Annotated in this window: 8 protein-coding genes; all 8 read right to left on the reverse strand. The window is 57.9% G+C overall.

Translation table 11 applies throughout. The features are described 5' to 3' along the window. Positions 1-650: 650 nt before the first annotated feature. Positions 651-1097, reverse strand: a complete 447-nt coding sequence (locus Q0526_RS04010) for a sigma-70 family RNA polymerase sigma factor (RefSeq protein ID WP_298731103.1) — start codon at positions 1095-1097, stop codon at positions 651-653. Beyond that, positions 1084-1263: a hypothetical protein gene (locus Q0526_RS04015; protein ID WP_288671696.1), complete on the reverse strand. Its 180-nt coding sequence runs from the start codon at positions 1261-1263 to the stop codon at positions 1084-1086. Before Q0526_RS04015 ends, Q0526_RS04010 begins: the two co-directional genes overlap by 14 nt. Further along, positions 1256-1489: a hypothetical protein gene (locus Q0526_RS04020; RefSeq protein WP_288671695.1), complete on the reverse strand. Its 234-nt coding sequence runs from the start codon at positions 1487-1489 to the stop codon at positions 1256-1258. Before Q0526_RS04020 ends, Q0526_RS04015 begins: the two co-directional genes overlap by 8 nt. Positions 1490-1493: 4 nt before the next feature. Next, positions 1494-1736: a hypothetical protein gene (locus tag Q0526_RS04025; RefSeq protein ID WP_288671694.1), complete on the reverse strand. Its 243-nt coding sequence runs from the start codon at positions 1734-1736 to the stop codon at positions 1494-1496. Positions 1737-2014: 278 nt separating this feature from the next. Continuing rightward, positions 2015-2182, reverse strand: coding sequence for a hypothetical protein (locus tag Q0526_RS04030; protein ID WP_298731107.1), 168 nt, complete (start codon positions 2180-2182; stop codon positions 2015-2017). Then, positions 2169-2807, reverse strand: a complete 639-nt coding sequence (locus Q0526_RS04035) for a hypothetical protein (protein WP_298731108.1) — start codon at positions 2805-2807, stop codon at positions 2169-2171. The genes Q0526_RS04030 and Q0526_RS04035 overlap by 14 nt, the downstream gene beginning before the upstream one ends. 63 nt (positions 2808-2870) lie before the next feature. Continuing rightward, a complete protein-coding gene (locus Q0526_RS04040) occupies positions 2871-3215 on the reverse strand; it encodes a replicative helicase loader/inhibitor (protein ID WP_298731110.1) in 345 nt (114 codons plus the stop codon). Further along, positions 3142-4046 (reverse strand): DnaD domain protein (locus Q0526_RS04045; protein WP_298731112.1); only part of this gene is annotated, 905 nt, incomplete at its 5' end. The genes Q0526_RS04040 and Q0526_RS04045, both read right to left, overlap by 74 nt.

The raw sequence follows: 4046 nt of genomic DNA on the forward strand, positions 1-4046 counted from the left end.
CGAGGTCGCCTACCGCCGGGGGAGGGGGGAGTACCCCAGGGTCACCAGGAACCATCTCGTACAACCGAAAAAAGTAGTTGCTTTCCCACACAATTCCCGGTTCTATTTCCCTTTTGTGCATTGCACCAGTAATGTGCAGGCTGCAGGTTGTTCCAGTCCTCGGCAGCAGCGCGAGGTGACGAATAACCGAACTCCCTCCATTTTGAAATCGGCCTGATTTCATCGATAACAAAAGACAGTGGGTGCTGTGCATCTGACGGTTCGTCGTAATGGATGGGACCGAGTTTGCCTTTGCAGATTCCGCATGGGCGGCCCATAGCTTGGAAGCGGGCGCGGTACTTGCGTCGAAGGGCACCGTTTGCATAACGAGGATTTCGCATACGACCACCCCCTGTCAAAAACAAATACCGCCCGGCAGTGCAGGGCCACAAGCTCTGCTGTCAAATATGGTTGATCCCTGTCCCGCCTGCCGGGCGGTGCTCGCAATACGCCGGCCCCGCCTCTTGCGGCTGGGGCGGGGCACAAAAATGCCGGCATTTCAGCCGGCTGGTGGCGCCCATATACGGGACGACGCAAAGCGCTGGGTCCATGTCCCTGGAGTTTATCACGCATCAAATCCGCAGGAGGTTATCTTGCGTTCTTTGATGTTACTATTTTACCGCAGCCAAAGGTACACTGGCGGACACTATTTTGAGGTTTTCTATGGCTTTTCTTTGGATTTCTTTGACCCAGCTCTCGGATATATACAGCTGGTTGGCTGTCTTCCAGACCGGCAGCCCGTCAATATACCGGGCCTGCAGCACCTCCTGCTGCAAGGGATCGGGCAGCGCGGCGATGGCCGTCTCGATGTCCCGCCGGGTCCGTTCGGATTCTTCCACCTGGTCCCGCAGGGTCTGCTGGTATCGGTCCAGCAGTTCGACACCCCGCTCGATGGCATTTCCGTCCCCGCCGCCCCCACCCGCTACGGGACGCAGTGCCTGTGATGTGGATTCCATCCGGGCGCGTACGGCACTGATCTGGTCCCGCAGGCGATCTTCAACGCGCATCGCTTCACGATACCGCCGCAACCAGCGGATTTTTTCGCTATAGGTCTCCATCGTCTTCACCTCCATGGGCATGTTCCATCGGGATCGGGGCGTCGGCACGGGGATTCGGTTTGCGCTGTTCTTCCCGGCGGTCGTCGTTGCGCCCGGCCGCATAGGCCAGGACGACGGTGGCAATGACCGCAGCGTAAGCGATGACCCCCAGAAAAATGTCAAACATCCCCATCACACTCCCCCTTTGGGTCCAGTAACTGGCAGACCTTCTTCAGTACCGCACAGCGGGGCAGGCTCTGGCCGTCGCTGGAGCCGCCCGGCATGCCCGTGAGGGCGGGCGTAACTTTGCAAGCGCGGGTCTGTAGCTGCTCCAGTTCCTCGGCCAGTTCGCGCTCCCGGCGCAGGCTGTCCTGGTAGCGGCGCAGCCAGCGGACTTTTTCTTCATAGGTCATATATTCAAGAGCCCCCGTATTTTTTTCTGCGGCAGGTATGCCCGCGATAGGTCGTCCAGAATCCTTGGTTTGTTCGCCTGTCCTCGGTGGCCCACAACCAGATCGTTTTCAGCGGATTTCGATAAATCTTTCCCATTGTGATCCGCTCGTTAATCCTGGCCTGGTAGAAATCCACAGCCGCAATTCCGAACTCTTTTTTCAGTGTCTCGATAGTTAATGGCGATGGAATCTTCAAATATTCTTTCATGATGTAGTCCCCCTTTTCCCAGCCGCAGCCACGACCCGGCTGATCTTGCGCAGTACTGCGCAGCCGTCCCGGCGGCAGTTGTGCTCAAAGCCGCATCCAAGGCAGACTTCCGGCCGATTTTCAACTGCCAGTCGGTGAAGCTGTATCACCAGGCCCGGCGGCGGGCTGTCGTAGGGCACGCAACAGGCGTTGCGGTTTCCGTCCTCGTTATACAGGTACTCGCCACTTCCACAATTCCAGCACGCAAGGATGGATGTATCCCCATCTGGATATGGGGCTCAAGGTACCAATTTATCAGCCGCAAGGCTTTCCAGGTCTACCATCGGTGCGGATTCAATGCTTGCCATCGTGATTCCGTGAAACATGACAGGTACTCCTTTTGAGCGCCTGCCGGTTGGAATGTATATAGCTTTCTTGATCAATTCGTCCTTGTCAATCAATCGCATGATTGTTTCCTCTCAACTTTTCCATCATCCCCGCCACATCGTACCGCCAGTTGACCCGCAACTGGCGGGCGGCCACGGGGGTGCCGTAGTTTGCGCAGAACTGCTCCGGGATACTTTTCCGCCCACCGGCGGCCGCCCGCTCGACCAGTTCCAGCACGTCGGCGACAGGTACGGCATAGGTGTGACCGGTCAGCCGGTAGTTGATGACTACCCGCGCGCAAACGCCCGGTGCACTTTGCTCGGCCATAGCCATCTGCTGCAGGTGTTTCTGCTTCTTGTAAGCCTGCTTTTCGGGGTCCCACTTGCCGAACAGACTTGCCATGGCCGCGCTGGGGGTCCCCACGGTTTTCAGCTCCAGCAGATAAAGCACCGGGCACCGGTACAAAACAAAATCGCAGATATTATCCGAGGAAAAGCGGATACCCTCGGCTCCGCTGCCGCCGTAGTAGCTGACGGGGCTGTCCCGCAGCCGGTAGCACCAGGCCCCTTTGGGCACGCTGGCTTTCCAGTCTCGTTCAAAGCGTTTGCCCTCGTTCATCTCGTTCACTGCCTCCTTCCGGGCTATACGGCGGAAGGCAGAACCCGCGGTAGGGTCCGGGTAGTGTTCACTGTTGCGCCAGACCATGGGGCTTTCCACCTCCCGCACCATTTTCTTGGCGCCACGAAAATGGTGGTGCCAGTAAAATCGTCACTCGATCCGCTTACGCTCCTGCGTCTCCAGCTGCATTTGGCGGTATAGCGGCACATCCAGCTCCAGGCAGTCATGTAACGTCTGTGCCCGGATTCGGTCCCATGTATCCCGCTGAACCTGCCGCCTGGCTTCCTCCAGCACATGGCGTGGTTCGGGCGCCGGATAAAACTTTTGGCTGCCGCGCGCCAAGCGGATCGCAGCGGCCTGGGCATCCTCATACGGCACATCGTAGAGCAGCGCGGCCCAGGCATCTACTGTCAGCCCGGGGTTATCGTCCCGCCGAAAACTCGGCCAAAACCTCGCCATCAATCGCAGCAAACCCGCTGTTTCCTGCTTGGTCATCGCGATCGCCTCCCTCGGAAATCTTGCTCCACACCTCATCCGCCGTTGGCCGTGCTGCACACGGCGCAGCATGTGCGCGTGGCGCCGTTGTATGCTTCCGCCCGCCACGCTCCATCCGGGCCGCATCCACCGTGCGAATGCCAGAATCCCGCCAGGAAGTCAAAATCTTCTCGGCATAGTTCCAGCTGCGGGCGTTGGCGGCCGCGGCACGGTGGATGGCTTCGCAGACAAGGTTGAGGTTCAGTTCGTCCAGCCAGTACATCAGCCGTTCGCCGACATACCGCGGCAGCGGGCCAATGTTTGCTTCATAACACTGGGCGGCCTGCGCAAGTCCAGGGGCTTCCGGCGGCGACGGCGGGGGAACGGCATCCATCCCGCCGCGCTCGCGCGCGGTAGTAGCAGAAGTAGAATATATATTGTTTTCTGTTTTATGTTTATGTATGGGTCCACTTTGCGGTACGGGTTGCGGTGCGCTTTGTGGTACGGGTTGCGGTGCGCTTTGTGGTTCATTTTGCGGTTCATATAGAACCACAATAGAATAGGAAGCGGAAAGTCGACCCTTGCGCTGGTGCCACTTGATCAAGCCATTAGTAGCCAAATTGTTCCGCGAACGCTTTACCGCCGATGTGGACAAGCCCGTGTAAATACACAGCGTGGACATCGGTACGTTAAACTCGGTAGGCCAACCCAACGAATTGCTCTGATACATCAACGCGTGCCAGAGGGAAATATCGGGTGAAGCCAATGGGTTTATCAGCTGCCGGGAATAAAATGCTTTTATCTGCTTGAAGTAGTCCATACCATCACCGCTTACTGCGTCCCGGCAAAGAA

The organism is uncultured Subdoligranulum sp. (assembly GCF_937890665.1).

Excerpts from the sequence above, each read along its gene's own strand:
- Q0526_RS04010 (WP_298731103.1), bottom strand. The coding sequence starts at position 1,097 with ATGGAGACCTATAGCGAAAAAATCCGCTGGTTGCGGCGGTATCGTGAA.
- Q0526_RS04015 (WP_288671696.1), bottom strand. The coding sequence starts at position 1,263 with ATGTTTGACATTTTTCTGGGGGTCATCGCTTACGCTGCGGTCATTGCC.
- Q0526_RS04020 (WP_288671695.1), bottom strand. The coding sequence starts at position 1,489 with ATGACCTATGAAGAAAAAGTCCGCTGGCTGCGCCGCTACCAGGACAGC.
- Q0526_RS04025 (WP_288671694.1), bottom strand. The coding sequence starts at position 1,736 with ATGAAAGAATATTTGAAGATTCCATCGCCATTAACTATCGAGACACTG.
- Q0526_RS04030 (WP_298731107.1), bottom strand. The coding sequence starts at position 2,182 with ATGCGATTGATTGACAAGGACGAATTGATCAAGAAAGCTATATACATT.
- Q0526_RS04035 (WP_298731108.1), bottom strand. The coding sequence starts at position 2,807 with ATGGTCTGGCGCAACAGTGAACACTACCCGGACCCTACCGCGGGTTCT.
- Q0526_RS04040 (WP_298731110.1), bottom strand. The coding sequence starts at position 3,215 with ATGACCAAGCAGGAAACAGCGGGTTTGCTGCGATTGATGGCGAGGTTT.